The sequence below is a fragment of the Pantoea sp. CTOTU49201 genome (assembly GCF_032054795.1).
Taxonomy (GTDB): Bacteria; Pseudomonadota; Gammaproteobacteria; order Enterobacterales; family Enterobacteriaceae; genus Pantoea; species Pantoea symbiotica.
This window is the reverse complement of record NZ_DAMBSA010000044.1, coordinates 1-17,724: the sequence shown is the minus strand read 5'-3', so window position 1 is coordinate 17,724 and position 17,724 is coordinate 1. Positions and strand designations below refer to the sequence as shown.

Sequence of the window (17,724 nt, the reverse complement as noted above, 5' to 3'; positions counted from 1 at the left end):
AGTCAGGCGTTGATCGTCTGCTGCATGTGCTGGACTGGATCCCGGTGCGTTTGGCCGGCGTGGCTTACGCGCTGCTCGGCCACGGCGAACGTGCGCTGCCAGCCTGGTTTGCCGCGCTGGGCGATCTGCATCGCCCACAGTATCAGGTGCTGACCAGCCTGGCGCAGTTCTCGCTGGCACGCGATCCGCACATGGATAAAGTCGAAACGCCACGGGTTGCGGTGGCGTTAGCGAAACGTATTTCTCTGGTGCTGGTGGTGGTGGTCGCGCTGTTGACGATCTACGGCACGCTGGTGTGATCGGCTGGCGGCACGCCGAAATCCGGTGTGCCGTCTTCGCGCCAGTCAAAGTATTTCAAACGCGTATGGCGATTCGGATCCCACAGCGGATCGCCCTCGATTTCGGTGTAGTTGCGCGCGTGATACACCAGCACCGCTCTTCCCGCTTCATCCACCGTAAAGCTATTGTGTCCTGGTCCGTATTGCTGATTATCCCAGCTGGTGGCAAATACCGGCCGCGCGGATTTATGCCAGGCGCTGATGTTGAGCGGATCGGCCAACACATCAATGCTTAAAATTCCCAGACAATAATTTTCATCAGTCGCGCTGGCGGAATAGGTGACAAACAGCTTGTCGCCATGCTGAATCACCGCCGGACCTTCGTTGACGCTGAATCCCGCGCACTCCCATTCATACTCTGGTCGGCTCAGCATCAGCGGGGCGCTTTTCAACGTCCACGGATTGAGTAACTCAGCGAGATACAGGTTGGAGTTTCCGGGAATCGCCGGATCTTTTTGCGCCCACAGATACCAATGTTTGCCTTGATGCTGGAAATACGTCGCATCGAGAGAGAAGGAGTCGATGGGCGTATGCACGCGGCGGCAGGGCTGCCAGTTACCGCTCAGCGGATCGGCATCATTGCACACCAGCGCATACATGCGGTGCTGGAACAGACCATCTTTTATTGCACGCGTCGGTGCGGCGGCGAAATATATCACCCATTGCCCGTTGATGTGATGCAACTCCGGCGCCCAAATCAGCGCGCTGAACGGGCCGGTATCCGGTTTGTGCCACACCGTTACCGCTTCTGCCTCAATCAGGCCAGCCAGCGTCGAGGCATAGCGAATCTCCAGTCGGTCATATTCCGGTACCGAGGCGATAAAGTAGTAACCATCGGCATGGCGCAGAATAAAGGGATCGGCGCGTTGAGTAATAAAAGGATTGGGCCAGCTCATTTGATCTCTCCGGGTTGCGCAGTCGCAGAGGACGCGATAGGGGATTCGTGGTGTGAATGGGCACGGCGCAGCGCCAGATCGGCCTGAATCGTACGCATTAAGTTGCGATCCACTTTCATTAAACGCACTACGCCGGCGGTGATCAGATATCCGACGCCCGGAATCACCGTGAACAGCAGCATGATGCCGTTAATGGCGTTGGGGGCCTGCTGTTTTGCGCCAGCATCGTAACCGTAAATTGACAGCAGGAAACCGACCATCGCCCCGGCAACCGCCAGCCCCACTTTGAGGAAGAACAGGTTGCCGGAGAAGCTCATGCCGGTGATGCGTTTGCCGGTTTTCCATTCGCCGTAATCATCCACGTCGGCCATTAGCGACCAGTGCAGCGGCGACGGAATTTGATGCAGGATATTCAGCAGGAAGTAGGCGATCACCACCGCTACGGTGGCGTGCGGATCAATCCAGTAGAAGCCGCAGGAGAACAGCGCCAGCGCGATGTTGGTCCAGAAGAACACCTTGAGCTTGCACCAGCGATCGGTGAGGATTTTTGCCAGTGTGCTGCCGAACATCATGCCGATGACGCCCAGGCTGATAAACAGCGTGGCAAAGTGCGTTGATTGCCCCATCACCCAGGTGACGTAATACATGGTGGCGGCCATGCGGATAAAACCGGGGCAGACGTTGCAGAAGGTCAGCAGCAGAATGCGTACCCACTGATCGTTTTTCCATACGTCGCGCAGGTCTTGTTTTAAATCATCGTTGCTTGGCGTGGCAGGGCGAATGCGCTCGCGCACCGTGGCAAAGCAGAACAGGAACATCACCAAACCAATCAGCGCCAGCACGCTCATTGCCAGTTGATAGCCGCGCGCTTTGTTGTCACCGCCAAACCATTCGGCCATCGGCAGCAGCGAAAGTGAGAGGATCAGCGTGGCAATGCCCACCATCACAAAGCGATAAGACTGACAGGAAACGCGCTCACCCGGATCGTTGGTAATCACGCCGCCCAGAGAGCAGTAAGGAATGTTGATGGCGGTGTAAGTGAGTGACATCAGGAAGTAGGTGACAAACGCCCAGATGACCTTGTTGTCGTAGCTCCACTCCGGCGTGGTAAACATCAACACGCTGAACAGCACGTAAGGCACGGAAACCCACAGCAGCCACGGGCGGAAACGGCCCCAGCGGCTTTGCGTGCGGTCGGCAATCGCGCCCATGATCGGATCCGTAACCGCGTCGAGTACGCGCACTGACAGCAACAGCGTGCCGACCAGCGCTGGGGCTAAACCGAATACATCAGTGTAGAAATAATTGAGGAACAGCATGATGGCACCGCCAATCATGTTGCATCCGGCATCGCCCATGCCATATCCCAGTTTCTCCCTGAACGAGAGGGCCGCTCCTTTCATTGATCGTCTCCAGCGATATGATGAGCAGGAATTATCTGTGCTAAATCAGTAATCTGCTGGGGAGCAAATGGTCGGGTAGATGGACAAAACGCGCGGGCGGGGAAAAGTGTGAGCCAGATCAGAAGTGCTGCCCGGCAACCGCGTGCCGGGCAGGGAACAACATTACGCTTTCTGTAGTTTGTTCTTGATGGTGTAACCGATAGCCAGAATCACCAGCCAAACCGGAATCAGCCAGACCGAAATCGCCATACCCGGCGTCATCAGCATGATCACCAGCACACCGGCGAGGAACACCAGGCAGATCCAGTTACCCAGCGGATAGAGCACCGCTTTGAAACGCGTGGTCACACCTTGCTGGTCTTTCTTCTTACGGAATTTCAGGTGCGCAAGGCTGATCATCGCCCAGTTGATCACCAGCGCAGAGACCACCAACGCCATCAGCAGGCCAAAGGCTTCGCCTGGCATCAGGTAGTTGATCAGTACGCACAGCAGGGTCGCTACGGCTGAGACCAGAATGGTCGCGACTGGCACACCACGGCTATCAACTTTCAGCAGCGCTTTCGGCGCATTGCCCTGTTGCGCCAGGCCGAACAGCATGCGGCTGTTGCAGTAAACGCAGCTGTTGTAGACCGACAGCGCCGCCGTCAGGATCACCACGTTCAGCGCGTTGGCCACAAAGGCATCGCCCAGCTCATGGAAGATCAGCACGAACGGGCTGGTATCCGCCGTCACGCGCGTCCACGGCAGCAGCGACAGCAGCACCGCCAGTGAACCGATATAGAAAATCAGGATACGCCACAGCACCTGATTGGTGGCTTTTGGAATGCTCTCCTGCGGATTATCCGCTTCCGCAGCGGTGATGCCCACCAGCTCCAGACCACCAAACGAGAACATAATGATTGCCATCATCATCACCAATCCGGTCATGCCGTGAGGCAGGAAGCCGCCCTGATCCCACAGGTTGCTGACGCTCGCCTGCGGGCCGCCGTTGCCGCTAAACAGCAACCAGCCACCGAACAGAATCATGCCGATGACCGCGACCACTTTGATAATCGCGAACCAGAACTCCATCTCACCAAACACTTTCACGTTGGTCAGGTTGATGGCGTTGATCAGCACAAAGAAGATGGCAGCCGTGGCCCAGGTTGGGAAATCTGGCCACCAGAACTGCACGTATTTACCGACGGCGGTCAGCTCAGCCATCGCCACCAGCACATACAGCACCCAGTAGTTCCAGCCCGAGGCGAAACCGGCGAAGTTGCCCCAGTATTTGTAGGCGAAGTGGCTGAAGCTGCCGGCAACCGGCTCTTCAACCACCATTTCGCCCAGTTGGCGCATAATCAGAAAGGCAATAAAACCGGCGATCGCGTAACCGAGAATCACGGCAGGACCGGCCGATTTAATCACTGACGCGCTGCCCAGAAACAGGCCAGTACCTACGGCTCCGCCCAGCGCAATCAGCTGTATATGGCGATTCTTTAAGCCGCGATGCAGCGTGTCGCCATGCTGTTGTTCCATACAAACCTCGTGATGTTGTTATTGTGCACCTGCAGTGCGCGCACTGTAAGGCTGTTTACCCTAATGTATTCTTTTCTTTACGGTATCTGGCGTGCTGTGTGCATGCATGAGCTACCACGGCGTTCAGAATAGTGATAAGCGCGCCGCTTTGCACCTGCTTTTGCTTTTTGTGCTGAGAGATGACTGAAAAAGCAGCAGCATCCTCTGCACGCCCGTCGCATTATTTCTGCCATGAAAAAACCGTGAACACGAATAGCTTTCGCTTATGGTTATGCCGCATTGACTCCGCTAACTCAGTGTAAGGTTTGGTAAAAACACAATTATTTAACATTTGCCACAGGCCAACATTTTCCTCTCTTATTCCGGTAAGTTAGTGCAGCGCCATTGCCATCGTCCCCGGAAGTGTGAAGCCCGCCATATAGACACAAGGTGAATACTTTGTTACTTTACCGGCACCATTTTTCAATTGGTATTACCAATTTACTCCGGACGTTTGGCTGATAAGAAGGGAAGATGGCCTACAGTAAAATTCGCCAACCCAAGCTCTCCGATGCGATTGAGCAGCAGCTGGAATCCCTCATTATGGAAGGGACGCTCCAGCCGGGTGAAAAACTGCTCCCTGAGCGTGAACTGGCGAAACAGTTTGATGTCTCACGTCCATCCCTGCGCGAAGCGATTCAGAGCCTGGAAGCTAAAGGCCTGCTGCTACGTCGTCAGGGTGGTGGCACCTTCGTCCAAAAAAATCTCTGGCAAAGCCTGAGCGACCCGTTGGTCGGTCTGCTTGCCGAACATCCAGAATCTCAGTTTGACCTGCTGGAAACCCGCCACGCGCTGGAAGGCGTTGCTGCCTATTACGCGGCACTGCGGGGAACCGATGAAGATCTGCAGCGCATCCGCGACTGCCATGTTCATATTCAGCAGGCACAGGACAGCGGCGATCTCGACGCCGAAGCCGATGCAGTGATGAAGTATCAGATCGCTGTCACAGAAGCGGCCCATAATGTGGTGCTGCTGCATCTGCTGCGTTCCATGGGCCCTATGCTGGAACAAAACGTCCGTCAGAATTTTGAATTGCTCTACGCTCGTCGGGAAATGCTGGCGAAAGTGAGCGGTCACCGCGCCAGTATCTACGAGGCGATTGTGGCGCGTGAGCCAGAACAAGCACGCGAGGCATCTCATCGTCACCTGGCGTTCATTGAGGAAATCTTGCTGGATAGAAGTCGGGAGCAGAGTCGTCGTGAACGCTCCCTGCGTCGTTTACAGCAACGTAAGGAATAACGCACGGCAACGAACGTGCGGAAAACACGACGGGCCTGTCTTCTTGTGCTGTGAACCAGAAGCAAAGCACAAGCAGACAGGCTCCTGATAATTTCAACGTATTAGACACAGATAAGGAATACACCCCATGTCAGAACGTTTACAGAATGACGTGGATCCGATCGAAACTCGTGATTGGCTACAAGCGATCGAATCGGTCATCCGTGAAGAAGGTGTTGAGCGCGCGCAGTATCTGATTGATCAGGTAATGAGTGCAGCACGCAAAGGTGGCGTGAAAGTTGCCGCAGGTTCCTCTGCAATCAGCAACTACATTAACTCTATTGCTGTTGAAGATGAGCCGGACTATCCGGGCAACACCTCTCTTGAACGTCGTATCCGTTCCGCAATTCGTTGGAACGCCATCATGTCGGTGCTGCGTGCGTCGAAGAAAGATCTGGAGCTGGGCGGCCATATGTCCTCTTTCCAATCTTCCGCGACCATTTATGAAGTGTGCTTTAACCACTTCTTCCGCGCACGTAGCGACAAAGACGGCGGCGATCTGGTCTTCTTCCAGGGTCACATTTCTCCAGGTATCTACGCGCGCGCCTTCCTTGAAGGTCGTCTGAGCGAAGATCAAATGAATAACTTCCGTCAGGAAGTGCAGGGCAAAGGTCTCTCTTCTTACCCGCACCCGAAACTGATGCCTGACTTCTGGCAGTTCCCAACCGTTTCTATGGGCCTTGGTCCATTGAACGCGATCTATCAGGCGAAATTCCTGAAGTATCTGGAACACCGTGGTCTGAAAGACACCTCAGCACAAACCGTTTACGCCTTCCTCGGTGATGGCGAGATGGATGAGCCGGAATCCAAAGGTGCGATCACCATCGCCACCCGTGAGAAGCTGGACAACCTGGTGTTCATCATCAACTGTAACCTGCAGCGTCTGGATGGCCCGGTCACCGGTAACGGTAAGATCATCAACGAGCTGGAAGGCATCTTTGCCGGTGCTGGCTGGAACGTGATCAAAGTGATTTGGGGCGGTCGTTGGGATGAACTGCTGCGTCAGGACACCAGCGGCAAGCTGATTCAACTGATGAACGAAACCGTTGATGGCGATTATCAGACCTTCAAATCCCGTAACGGCGCTTACGTGCGTGAGCACTTCTTCGGTAAATATCCGGAAACCGCAGCGCTGGTGAAAGACTGGTCAGACGAAGAGATCTTCGCGCTGAACCGCGGCGGCCACGATCCGAAGAAAGTCTATGCTGCACTGAAAAAAGCGCAGGACACCAAAGGTCAGCCAACGCTGATTCTGGCACATACCATCAAAGGTTATGGTATGGGTGACACTGCCGAAGGTAAAAACATCGCGCACCAGGTTAAGAAGATGAACATGGATGGCGTTCGCTACATCCGCGATCGCTTCAATGTGCCGGTTGCCGACGACAAAATCGAAGAGCTGCCATATGTCACCTTCGAGAAAGGTTCTGAAGAGTACAACTATCTGCACGGTCAGCGTGAGAAGTTGGGTGGCTACCTGCCAACGCGTCAGGCGGAGTTCAGCGAGAAGCTGGAAATGCCTACGCTGGATGAGTTCCGTCCACTGCTGGAAGAGCAGAACAAAGAGATCTCAACCACTATCGCTTTCGTGCGTGCCCTGAACGTGATGCTGAAGAACAAGTCGATCAAAGATCGTCTGGTTCCGATCCTCGCGGACGAAGCGCGTACCTTCGGTATGGAAGGTCTGTTCCGTCAGATTGGTATCTACAGCCCGAACGGTCAGCAGTACACCCCGCAGGACCGCGAGCAGGTTGCTTACTATAAAGAAGACGAGAAAGGCCAGATTCTGCAGGAAGGGATCAACGAGCTGGGCGCAGGTTCATCCTGGCTGGCTGCGGCGACCTCTTACAGCACCAACAACCTGCCGATGATTCCGTTCTACATCTATTACTCGATGTTCGGCTTCCAGCGCATCGGCGATCTGATGTGGCTGGCCGGCGATATGCAGGCACGCGGCTTCCTGGTTGGCGGTACTTCAGGTCGTACTACCCTGAACGGCGAAGGTCTGCAGCACGAAGATGGTCACAGCCACATTCAGTCGCTGACTATCCCGAACTGTATCTCTTACGATCCGTCTTACGCGTATGAAATTGCGGTCATCATGCAAGATGGTCTGGTGCGTATGTACGGCGAAGCGCAGGAAAACATCTACTACTACATCACCACGCTGAACGAAAACTACCACATGCCTGCGATGCCGCAGGGTGCGGAAGAGGGTATCCGCAAGGGTATCTACAAGCTGGAAACCGTAGACGGTAGCAAAGGCAAAGTGCAGCTGCTGGGTTCAGGTTCAATTCTGCGTCACGTGCGTGAAGCCGCGCAGATCCTGGCGAAAGATTACGGCATCGGTTCTGACGTCTACAGCGTGACCTCGTTCACCGAGCTGGCGCGTGATGGTCAGGATTGTGAGCGCTGGAACATGCTGCATCCAACAGAAACCCCGCGCGTTCCGTACATCGCTCAGGTGATGAACGAAGCACCGGCCGTCGCATCAACCGACTACATGAAGCTGTTCGCAGAACAGGTTCGCAGCTACGTGCCTTCTAGCGATTATCGCGTATTAGGTACCGATGGCTTCGGTCGTTCCGACAGCCGTGAAAACCTGCGTCACCACTTCGAAGTGGATGCATCGTATGTGGTTGTGGCTGCGCTGGGTGAGCTGGCTAAACGCGGCGAAATCGATAAGAAAGTGGTGGCAGAAGCAATCACCAAGTTCAATATCGACGCCGATAAAGTTAACCCGCGTCTGGCTTAAGAGGTAAGAGAGTAATGGCTATCGAAATTAACGTACCGGACATCGGGGCAGACGAAGTTGAAGTCACCGAAATCCTGGTAAAGGTGGGCGACAAAGTTGAAGCTGAACAGTCGCTGATCACCGTGGAAGGCGATAAAGCCTCCATGGAAGTGCCTTCGCCGCAGGCGGGCGTGGTTAAAGAGATCAAAATCTCTACCGGCGACAAAGTAGAAACCGGCAAACTGATCATGATCTTTGAAGCTGAAGGTGGCGCAGAAGCGGCGCCAGCGCCAGCCGAAGAGAAGAAAGCGGAAGCCGCTCCTGCTCCAGCAGCCGCTGCTGCTGCGGTCAGCAAAGAGGTCAACGTACCGGACATCGGCGGCGACGAAGTTGAAGTCACTGAGATCCTGGTCAAAGTTGGCGACAAAGTTGCCGCTGAGCAGTCGCTGATCACCGTTGAAGGCGACAAAGCCTCAATGGAAGTCCCAGCACCGTTCGCGGGCGTGGTGAAAGAGATCAAAATCGCCACCGGCGATAAAGTGAACACCGGCTCACTGATCATGGTGTTCGAAGCAGAAGGCGCAGCGCCAGCCGCTGCCGCTCCAGCAGCCAAACAGGAAGCCGCACCAGCTGCAGCACCTGCGGCTTCTGGCGCGAAAGACGTCAACGTGCCGGACATTGGTGGCGACGAAGTTGAAGTCACCGAGATTCTGGTGAAAGTGGGCGACAAAGTCGCTGCTGAGCAATCACTGATCGTGGTTGAAGGTGACAAAGCCTCAATGGAAGTGCCTGCACCGTTCGCCGGTACCGTGAAAGAGTTGAAAGTGGCGACTGGCGATAAAGTCAGCACCGGTAAACTGATCATGGTGTTCGAAGTGGAAGGCGCGGCACCGGCTGCAGCGCCTGCCGCTAAGCAGGAAGCAGCTCCAGCGGCAGAAGCAGCGAAACCTGCAGCGGCTCCAGCAGCAGCGAAAGCCGATGCAAAAGGCGAGTTCGCTGAGAACGACGCTTATGTACACGCTACGCCGGTGATTCGTCGCCTGGCGCGCGAGTTCGGTGTGAATCTGGCGAAAGTCAAAGGCACCGGCCGTAAAGGTCGCATCCTGAAAGAAGACGTGCAGACTTACGTCAAAGATGCGGTGAAACGCGCTGAAGCGGCTCCGGCTGCTGCAGCTAGCGGCGGAAGCCTGCCAGGTCTGTTGCCTTGGCCGAAAGTGGACTTCAGCAAGTTCGGCGAAATCGAAGAAGTTGAACTGGGTCGTATCCAGAAAATCTCCGGTGCCAACCTGAGCCGTAACTGGGTGGTGATCCCGCACGTTACGCACTTCGACAAAACCGATATCACCGACCTGGAAGCGTTCCGCAAACAGCAGAATGCCGAAGCTGAGAAACGCAAACTGGATGTGAAATTCACGCCAGTGGTGTTCATTATGAAAGCCGTTGCCGCTGCTCTTGAGCAGATGCCACGCTTCAACAGTTCACTGTCTGAAGATGCACAGAAACTGACGCTGAAGAAATACATCAACATCGGTGTGGCAGTCGATACGCCAAACGGTCTGGTGGTTCCAGTGTTCAAAGATGTGAACAAGAAAGGCATCACTGAACTGTCTCGCGAGCTGATGGCGATTTCGAAGAAAGCGCGTGATGGCAAGCTGACCGCTGGCGACATGCAGGGCGGTTGCTTCACCATCTCCAGCCTTGGCGGCCTGGGCACCACGCACTTCGCGCCAATCGTCAACGCGCCTGAAGTGGCTATCCTCGGTGTTTCCAAGTCAGCGATGGAGCCGGTATGGAACGGTAAAGAGTTTGAGCCGCGTCTGATGATGCCGATCTCACTCTCCTTCGACCACCGCGTGATCGACGGTGCTGATGGTGCGCGCTTTATCACCATCATCAACAACACACTGTCCGACATTCGCCGTTTGGTGATGTGAAGTTAATCAAGGCCGGCGAAAGCCGGCCTTGTTGTAAGCATTCAATGTTGCCGCGGTTGGCAGTTTGTTAACAATTCTGTAAACTCTCGCGGTGAAATGTCCCGGCGGATATAGGGCATTAGAGCTTGGGAAAAGCTTTCTCCTGACTGCCGGTAATCAAACAAGAGGTCATGATGAGTACAGAGATTAAAACTCAAGTCGTGGTACTTGGGGCAGGTCCTGCAGGTTACTCTGCAGCCTTCCGTTGCGCTGATTTAGGTCTGGAAACCGTAATCGTTGAGCGTTACAGCACCCTCGGCGGTGTTTGTCTGAACGTAGGCTGTATCCCGTCAAAAGCGCTGCTGCACGTCGCCAAAGTGATCGACGAAGCAAAAGCCCTGGAAGAGCACGGTATCGTGTTTGGCCAGCCGCAAACTGACATCGACAAAATTCGTTCGTGGAAAGAGAAGGTTATTAACCAGCTCACTGGCGGCCTCGCGGGTATGGCGAAAGGTCGTAAAGTGAAAGTGGTAACGGGCCTCGGCAAATTCACCGGTGCTAACACGCTGGTGGTTGAAGGTGAAGGTGGCGCAACCACCATTAACTTCGATAACGCGATTATCGCGGCCGGTTCTCGTCCAATCGAACTGCCATTCATTCCGCACAATGATCCGCGCGTGTGGGACTCTACCGATGCGCTGGAACTGAAAGAAGTGCCGAAGCGTCTGCTGGTAATGGGCGGCGGTATCATTGGTCTGGAAATGGCCACCGTTTATAAAGCGTTGGGTTCAGAGATCGACGTGGTTGAGATGTTCGACCAGGTGATTCCGGCTGCCGATAAAGACGTGGTGAAAGTCTTCACCAAGCGTATCAGCAAGAAATTCAACCTGATGCTGGAAACCAAAGTTACCGCTGTTGAAGCGAAAGACGACGGTATTTACGTTTCGATGGAAGGCAAAAAAGCCCCAGCCGATGCACAGCGTTACGACGCGGTGCTGGTGGCAATTGGTCGCGTACCGAACGGTAAAGGCCTTGATGCCGGTAAAGCTGGCGTGGAAGTGGACGATCGCGGCTTCATCCGCGTCGACAAGCAGATGCGCACCAACGTACCGCACATCTATGCTATCGGTGACATCGTGGGTCAGCCAATGCTGGCGCACAAAGGTGTGCACGAAGGCCACGTAGCGGCGGAAGTGATCTCGGGCCTGAAGCACTACTTCGATCCGAAGGTGATTCCATCCATTGCATACACCGAGCCAGAAGTTGCCTGGGTTGGTCTGACCGAGAAAGAAGCCAAAGAGAAAGGCATCAGCTACGAAGTGTCCACCTTCCCGTGGGCAGCTTCAGGCCGTGCTATCGCGTCTGATTGTGCGGACGGCATGACCAAGCTGATTTTCGACAAAGAAACTCACCGTGTTATCGGTGGTGCGATTGTCGGTACCAACGGCGGCGAGCTGCTGGGTGAAATCGGTCTGGCGATTGAAATGGGCTGTGATGCCGAAGATATCGCTCTTACCATTCACGCGCACCCAACGCTGCATGAATCAGTTGGTCTGGCGGCCGAAGTGTTCGAAGGTAGCATCACTGACCTGCCGAACCCAAAAGCGAAAAAGAAATAAGTTTGCGCTTTGAATAAAAAACGGCTCCTTTATGGAGCCGTTTTTTATTAGTGGTTCTATTTAAATAAACAAGTAAAAAAGGCGCGTGAGCTACTTTATGAGTCATGCCGGAATAGCGGGAGCGAACTCCCGCTAGTGAAGTTTTACTGTTGTGCTTCGTAAGCCATAACAGCCGATAATTCAGCAGTGAATATTCGTAATCGTAATTCACAGAGTGAACTGCGATTAACCAGACACAATCCTAATAGAATGAGCCCGCTGATAATCAGCTTGCTGAATATTGACTTCATAGTCACGTTCCTCTTGATTTAGCACGAGCAAGCGACTACCCTGACATTTCTCACGTGTAGGGTAGTTCGCTTGCCCGTGCGGTTAATGAAAGTTAACTGCACGGTTTTACGCTCCACAACCCACCTCAATCTTTTCAGCTTGAAGCAAGTTGCCTCAAGCGCCCGCAGGCAGTCTACGCCAAACTTCTTTTATTTCACCTTAAATTTTAAATTATTTATAATTAATGGATTTATATATTATCTGATCATTTAAATAGAACGCGTAATGGATATTTTTAATTAAAGGTTAAATTCTTTAAGCCAATCAATAAAATGCCTTAGTGGTGCTGATAGATATTTCCGGCTCGGATAGTAAAGCCAAAAACCTTCTTCTACCTGAGTGAACTCTGCCAGTATTTCCACTAACTCACCGCGAATTAAATTTTCCCGCACCGTACCTTCATGCAGAAAGGCAATGCCTACGCCTGCACGCGCTGCCTGTAGTATTCGCTCATTATTATCAAGCACCAGCGATCCTTTTACCGCCACTTCCTGTTTGCGGCCATCCTGCCAGAATTCCCAGCGATAACGTCGGCCACTGGGAAAGCGTCGCTCAATGCAGGGAAATTGCAGCAGCTCAGCCGGTTGCTGTGGCGCACCATGCTGCGCAATAAACGCCGGGCTCGCCACCGCCAGCGCCCGCATCGCTGCGCCAAACGGCACCGCCACCATATCCTGCGCCAATACATCGCCGTAGCGCACACCGGCATCAAATCCGGCCTCTACGATATCCAGCAGTGAATCATTGCTGTCGATCTCCAGCGTAATCTCGGGATAGCGCAGCAAGAACGGCAAAATCAGCGTATCGAAGAACAGCGCTTCCGCCGATCGCGGCATGCTAATGCGCAATACGCCGCGTGGATCGCTGCGCCAGTCGTTGAGCTCGTCCACCGCTTGCGACAGATCGGCAAGCGCAGGCTGAATGCGCTGCAAAAAGCGTTCTCCGGCTTCGGTGAGCGCCACTTTGCGCGTGGTGCGATTGAGTAGCCGCACGCCTAAACGCGCTTCGAAATGGCGCATCGCGTGGCTCAGACTGGAGGGCGTGACGTTGCGCTCCTCCGCCGCTTTACGAAAGCTCAGATGCTGCGCGATAGCAGCAAACATCTCCAGTTCCTGCATTGACGCACGGTATTTATTCATTGCTGAGTTTTACTCACTAAATCGGCAAAAATACCTCAATTGTTGCCGCGATTGCTGAGGTTTATAACATTAACACCAACAGCGAAGAGGATTAAACAATGCAACAACGTCAATTAGGCAATCAGGGATTACAGGTTTCGGCGCTGGGATTAGGCTGCATGGGCATGAGCTTCGCCTATGGGCAGAACGATGAAAAACAGGCGCTGAACACGCTGGCGCGGGCGTTTGAGTTGGGCGTGAATTTCCTCGATACCGCAGAAGTATATGGTCCATTCACCAACGAGAGCTTGTTGGCAAAAGCAATAAAAGGGCGCAGCGATATCAAAGTCGCCACCAAGTTTGGTTTTCGCATTACCGATCAGGGCGAAGGTTGGGAACGAATTACTGGGGTGAATAGCGATCCGGCGCATATTCGACGTGCGGTCGAAGGATCTTTGCAGCGTCTCGGAGTGGAAACTATTGAATTGCTCTATCAGCATCGTCTCGATCCGGCGGTGCCGATTGAAGAGGTAGTGGGCGTGATGGCCGATCTGGTGCGGGAAGGGAAGGTGAAGTATCTCGGTTTGTCTGAGGTTTCATCCGCCACCTTGCGCCGCGCACATGCGGTGCATCCGATTTCGGCGCTGCAAAGCGAATATTCGCTGTGGTCACGCGATCCAGAGCAAGATGTCCTCGCTACCTGCCGTGAATTGAACGTCGGCTTTGTGCCGTATAGCCCGCTGGGGCGCGGTTTCCTGACCGGGAAATTCCCGGCCGCCACAACCTTAGCGGAAGATGATTTCCGTCGTTCACTGCCGCGTTTTCAGCAGGATGCGCAGGCGCATAACCAAAAGTTAGTGAATCAGCTCACTGAGATGGCTGCAGGTTATGACGCAACCGCCGCTCAGCTGGCGTTGGCGTGGGTGCTGGCAAAAGGCGAGTTTATTGTGCCGATTCCCGGCGCCAGCAAAATCGCCCATCTGGAACAGCACTGCATCGCCGATGATTTAGCAATACGTCATGCTGATGTCGCCACGCTGGATGAGGTGTTTAGCGAGAAAAACATTCTGGGCAAACGCTATAACGACAGCGAGTTTGTGCTGGTCGATCGTTAAAACTCTTCCCCGAAAATGAGAACAAGCAGGCTTTCAAAGCCTGCTTTTTTATGTGATCCCGCTCAATTTGCAGATGAAGCTGCTAAAAAACGCACGGATGTTGCTTTTTTGTAAACAGATTAACAATCAGGCGAAATGCTGCTATGCTGCCCCACGCGGAACCGGGCACCTCACCCTACTGTTCGACAGCATCAAGGGGTGCACCGGAAAGCTATACAATGAGAGCGAGGAGAACGTCGTGCTAGAAGAATACCGTAAGCACGTTGCCGAGCGTGCTGCCCAGGGAATCGTACCTAAGCCGTTAGATGCTTCCCAGATGGCCGCGCTGGTTGAACTGCTAAAAAACCCGCCAGCGGGTGAAGAAGAATTCCTTACCGACCTGTTGGTCAATCGTGTTCCACCAGGTGTTGATGAAGCGGCGTATGTAAAAGCCGGTTTCCTGGCAGCTGTCACTAAGGGCGAAGCCCACTCTCCTCTGGTTACTCGCGAAAAAGCCGTTGAGCTGCTGGGCACCATGCAGGGCGGTTATAACATCCATGCGCTGATTGAAGCGTTAGAAGATGAAGCCTTAGCGCCGATCGCTGCCGAAGCCCTGTCTCACACGCTGCTGATGTTCGATAACTTCTACGATGTCGAAGAGAAAGCCAAAGCGGGTAACCCACACGCGAAAAAAATCATCCAGTCCTGGGCCGATGCCGAATGGTTCCTGAAGCGTCCAAAACTGGCTGAAAAAATCACCACCACCGTGTTCAAAGTGACCGGCGAAACCAACACCGACGACCTCTCTCCGGCGCCGGATGCATGGTCACGTCCGGATATTCCACTGCACGCGCTGGCAATGCTGAAAAATGCCCGTGAAGGCATCGAACCCGACGATGCTGGTAACATTGGCCCGATCAAACAGATCGAAGCACTGCAGACCAAAGGCTTTCCGCTGACCTATGTTGGCGACGTGGTCGGTACCGGTTCTTCACGTAAATCCGCCACCAACTCGGTGCTGTGGTTTATGGGCGACGATATCCCTTACGTGCCAAACAAAAAGGGCGGCGGTCTGTGCCTCGGCGGTAAAATTGCTCCCATCTTCTTCAACACCATGGAAGATGCGGGTGCCTTGCCGATCGAGCTTGACGTTGATCGTCTGAACATGGGCGATGTCATCGACGTTTACCCGTACAAAGGCGAAGTGCGCAATCACGAAACTGATGAAGTGCTGGCAACCTTCGAGCTGAAGACCGACGTGCTGCTGGACGAAGTCCGTGCTGGCGGTCGTATTCCGCTGATCATCGGTCGTGGCCTGACCACCAAAGCGCGCGAGTCATTGGGTCTGCCGCACAGCGATGTATTCGTGCAAGCCAAAGATGTTGCCGCCAGCACCCGTGGTTACTCACTGGCGCAGAAAATGGTTGGCCGCGCGTGCGGCGTAGACGGTGTCCGTCCGGGCGCGTACTGCGAACCAAAAATGACCTCAGTCGGTTCTCAGGACACCACCGGTCCAATGACCCGTGATGAACTGAAAGACCTGGCGTGCCTCGGCTTCTCTGCTGACCTGGTAATGCAGTCATTCTGTCACACCGCCGCTTATCCGAAGCCGGTTGACGTGACCACACACCATACGCTGCCAGACTTCATCATGAACCGTGGCGGCGTCTCGCTGCGTCCAGGTGATGGCGTTATCCACAGCTGGCTGAACCGCATGCTGCTGCCCGATACCGTTGGTACCGGCGGTGACTCGCACACCCGTTTCCCAATCGGTATTTCCTTCCCGGCAGGTTCTGGTCTGGTAGCGTTTGCTGCTGCGACCGGCGTAATGCCGCTGGATATGCCGGAATCGGTGCTGGTGCGCTTCAAAGGCGAAATGCAGCCGGGCATCACCCTGCGCGATCTGGTACACGCGATTCCGCTGTACGCGATCAAAGCGGGCCTGCTGACCGTTGAGAAGAAAGGTAAGAAAAACATCTTCTCTGGCCGCGTGCTGGAAATCGAAGGTCTGCCGAAACTGAAAGTAGAGCAGGCATTTGAGCTGACCGATGCCTCGGCGGAGCGTTCTGCTGCAGGCTGTACCATCAAGCTGGATAAAGAGCCGATTATCGAGTACCTGAACTCGAACATCGTGCTGCTGAAGTGGATGATCTCAGAAGGCTACGGCGATCGTCGTACGCTGGAGCGCCGCATTGAAGGCATGCAGAAATGGCTGGCCGATCCGCAACTGCTGGAAGGCGATGCGGATGCGGAATACGCGGCGGTGATCGACATCGATCTGGCCGAGATTAAAGAGCCGATTCTGTGTGCACCGAACGATCCAGACGACGCGCGTTGGTTGTCTGACGTGCAGGGCGAGAAGATCGACGAAGTGTTCATCGGTTCGTGCATGACCAACATTGGTCACTTCCGCGCGGCCGGTAAACTGCTGGATGCCCATAAAGGCCAGCTGCCAACCCGCTTGTGGGTTGCGCCGCCAACCAAAATGGACGCCGCACAGCTGACCGAAGAGGGCTACTACAGCGTCTTCGGTAAGAGCGGTGCGCGTATCGAGATTCCGGGCTGTTCACTGTGCATGGGTAACCAGGCGCGTGTGGCGGACGGCGCGACGGTGGTTTCCACCTCGACCCGTAACTTCCCGAACCGTCTGGGTACCGGCGCGAACGTCTTCCTGGCGTCGGCTGAACTGGCGGCGGTCGCTTCGCTGCTTGGCAAGCTGCCAACGCCGGATGAGTATCAGCAGTTCATGCTGCAGGTTGATAAGACCGCGGCTGACACTTATCGCTATCTCAACTTTGATCAGCTGGGACAATACACTGAAAAAGCGGATAGCGTGATCTTCCAGACTGCCGTTTAATCGGCTATCGGGATGAACAAGGGGACGATGAAGATCGTCCCTTTTTTTATGCCCTTTTTTCCGCTGACATCTCCAGGCATAATGCGAGCGCGATCCCACTTTATTCAGCGTGCTGCGCACAAAATGCACTAACACGGTGCCGCACGGCGCGTCATCAGTATGAGGCAAACCCATGGAGTACGAATTTCTGCGTGATTTGACCGGTCAGGTCAAAGTGCGTATGTCGATGGACCACGAAGCGGTGGGGCACTGGTTCAACGAAGAGGTCAAAGACAATCTGCCGTTGCTGGATGAGGTTGAGGCTGCTGCCCAGCAGGTGAAAGGCACCATTAATCAGTGGCAGCGCGTTGGGCATGAATACACGCTGTGGCTGGATGAAGAAGAGGTGATGATTCGTGCCAACCAGCTGGCGCTGGAAGATGACGGCATGGAAGAGGGCATGACCTATTACGATGAAGAGAGCCTCTCTTTCTGTGGCGTCGAAGATTTTCTCGCGGTGATTGCCGCTTATCGGCTGTTTATCGCCGGTAAATAACGTAGGGTCGCCATTCATGAACTGCACCCCAAATGTTGGACCATAATCTGAC

Annotated in this window: 13 protein-coding genes; 8 read left to right on the top strand and 5 right to left on the bottom strand. The window is 54.4% G+C overall.

The window, feature by feature from the left end; all coding sequences use genetic code 11:
- The coding region (gene ampE / locus RTY00_RS05325) for a regulatory signaling modulator protein AmpE (protein WP_312663687.1) at positions 1-299 on the top strand (299 nt) is incomplete at its 5' end.
- On the opposite strand, the gene RTY00_RS05320 is transcribed toward ampE, so the two are convergent.
- The 3 genes from RTY00_RS05320 to aroP form a co-directional block, all read right to left on the bottom strand.
- Entirely contained in the window at positions 281-1,234 is a 954-nt protein-coding gene (locus tag RTY00_RS05320; protein ID WP_312663686.1) for a family 43 glycosylhydrolase, read from the bottom strand. The two genes, ampE and RTY00_RS05320, sit on opposite strands and share 19 nt — an antisense overlap.
- Positions 1,231-2,637: a glycoside-pentoside-hexuronide (GPH):cation symporter gene (locus RTY00_RS05315; protein WP_008108570.1), complete on the bottom strand. Its 1,407-nt coding sequence runs from the start codon at positions 2,635-2,637 to the stop codon at positions 1,231-1,233. Before RTY00_RS05315 ends, RTY00_RS05320 begins: the two co-directional genes overlap by 4 nt.
- A gap of 162 nt (positions 2,638-2,799) precedes the next feature.
- Complete coding sequence (gene aroP, locus RTY00_RS05310) at positions 2,800-4,155, bottom strand: aromatic amino acid transporter AroP (protein ID WP_008108568.1); 1,356 nt, start codon at positions 4,153-4,155, stop codon at positions 2,800-2,802.
- Positions 4,156-4,668: 513 nt separating this feature from the next.
- Here aroP and pdhR point away from each other — a divergent pair.
- The 4 genes from pdhR (at position 4,669) to lpdA (ending at position 11,738) form a co-directional block, all read left to right on the top strand.
- Positions 4,669-5,433, top strand: coding sequence for a pyruvate dehydrogenase complex transcriptional repressor PdhR (gene pdhR / locus RTY00_RS05305; RefSeq protein ID WP_008108566.1), 765 nt, complete (start codon positions 4,669-4,671; stop codon positions 5,431-5,433).
- Positions 5,434-5,560: 127 nt separating this feature from the next.
- Entirely contained in the window at positions 5,561-8,227 is a 2,667-nt protein-coding gene (aceE, locus tag RTY00_RS05300) for a pyruvate dehydrogenase (acetyl-transferring), homodimeric type (RefSeq protein WP_312663685.1), read from the top strand.
- Between the two features lie 14 nt (positions 8,228-8,241).
- The gene (aceF, locus tag RTY00_RS05295) at positions 8,242-10,140 is read left to right on the top strand and encodes a pyruvate dehydrogenase complex dihydrolipoyllysine-residue acetyltransferase (protein ID WP_312663683.1); all 1,899 of its coding nucleotides are present in this window, start codon (positions 8,242-8,244) and stop codon (positions 10,138-10,140) included.
- 173 nt (positions 10,141-10,313) lie between these two features.
- Entirely contained in the window at positions 10,314-11,738 is a 1,425-nt protein-coding gene (lpdA, locus tag RTY00_RS05290) for a dihydrolipoyl dehydrogenase (protein ID WP_008108560.1), read from the top strand.
- A gap of 143 nt (positions 11,739-11,881) precedes the next feature.
- On the opposite strand, the gene RTY00_RS24700 is transcribed toward lpdA, so the two are convergent.
- Together RTY00_RS24700 and RTY00_RS05285 are read right to left on the bottom strand one after the other, a co-directional pair.
- On the bottom strand, positions 11,882-12,028 hold the full coding sequence (locus tag RTY00_RS24700; RefSeq protein WP_137385164.1) for a Hok/Gef family protein: 147 nt from the start codon (positions 12,026-12,028) through the stop codon (positions 11,882-11,884).
- A gap of 279 nt (positions 12,029-12,307) precedes the next feature.
- Positions 12,308-13,207, bottom strand: a complete 900-nt coding sequence (locus RTY00_RS05285) for a LysR family transcriptional regulator (RefSeq protein WP_312663681.1) — start codon at positions 13,205-13,207, stop codon at positions 12,308-12,310.
- A gap of 98 nt (positions 13,208-13,305) precedes the next feature.
- Between RTY00_RS05285 and RTY00_RS05280 the strand changes: the two genes are divergently transcribed.
- From RTY00_RS05280 to yacL, 3 genes are all read left to right on the top strand, one after another.
- Positions 13,306-14,301: an aldo/keto reductase gene (locus RTY00_RS05280; protein ID WP_312663680.1), complete on the top strand. Its 996-nt coding sequence runs from the start codon at positions 13,306-13,308 to the stop codon at positions 14,299-14,301.
- Positions 14,302-14,539: 238 nt separating this feature from the next.
- Positions 14,540-17,137: a bifunctional aconitate hydratase 2/2-methylisocitrate dehydratase gene (gene acnB, locus RTY00_RS05275; RefSeq protein ID WP_085982361.1), complete on the top strand. Its 2,598-nt coding sequence runs from the start codon at positions 14,540-14,542 to the stop codon at positions 17,135-17,137.
- A 172-nt stretch (positions 17,138-17,309) separates the two neighbouring features.
- A complete protein-coding gene (gene yacL / locus RTY00_RS05270) occupies positions 17,310-17,672 on the top strand; it encodes a protein YacL (protein WP_008108552.1) in 363 nt (120 codons plus the stop codon).
- Positions 17,673-17,724 lie beyond the last annotated feature (52 nt).